This window comes from Pseudomonas sp. EA_5y_Pfl2_R50, assembly GCF_963970475.1.
In the GTDB taxonomy this organism is placed as follows: Bacteria; Pseudomonadota; Gammaproteobacteria; order Pseudomonadales; family Pseudomonadaceae; genus Aquipseudomonas.
Window position 1 is genome coordinate 1 of record NZ_CAXAPT010000072.1, and the last position, 614, is coordinate 614.

1 protein-coding gene is annotated in these 614 nt (G+C 62.9%); it reads left to right on the forward strand.

Features of this window, described 5'->3' with window-relative positions:
• Positions 1-347 precede the first annotated feature (347 nt).
• A complete protein-coding gene (gene fliQ, locus AACY19_RS26755; RefSeq protein WP_339454497.1) occupies positions 348-611 on the forward strand; it encodes a flagellar biosynthesis protein FliQ in 264 nt (87 codons plus the stop codon).
• The last annotated feature ends 3 nt before the right edge of the window (positions 612-614 follow it).

Genomic DNA, 614 nt, shown 5'->3' on the forward strand with positions numbered 1-614 from the left:
GGTTTAACCGAAGAGCAGAATTCGGTCAATCGGAATATTTGGGACCGGCGTGCTTGACCTGCCTATGGTGTGTTTTGCCCGTGGGGCAACGCGAGGGATGGTGGGAGGAGCGCCCCTGGGCTCCGGCGAACAAGTTGGCGGCGTTCGCTGAGGCTCGACCGAAATCGCGGATTGAAGGAACGATGCGGCGCCTCACGCTCCGTCATTGCGAGCGCAGCGAAGCAATCCAGGATCTTTCGGCGGGGCAGTCTGGATTGCTTCGTCGCAAGGGCTCCTCGCAATGACGAGGAGGGGCCGACGTCCCTCGCCGCTGGGGCGGGGATGACAGGTAAACAGGGAATTGTGCAATGACCGGCCCCGAAACACTCGACGTCGCGCGTGACGCCATCTGGACGATCGTGATCGTGTCGTCGCCGCTGATGGTGGTGGGGCTCGTGGTCGGCGTGGTCGTGTCGCTGTTCCAGGCGCTGACCCAGATCCAGGAGCAGACGCTGATCTACGTGCCGAAGATCCTGGCGATCTTCGCCACGATGCTGCTGGCCTTGCCGTTCATGGCGGATGCGATGCACGCCCACATGCTGCGGATCTCGTCGCGAATCATCGGCGGCTGAGGC

Bases quoted from the DNA above. Each gene is read 5' to 3' on its own strand.
- fliQ (WP_339454497.1), top strand. From the start codon at position 348: ATGACCGGCCCCGAAACACTCGACGTCGCGCGTGACGCCATCTGGACG.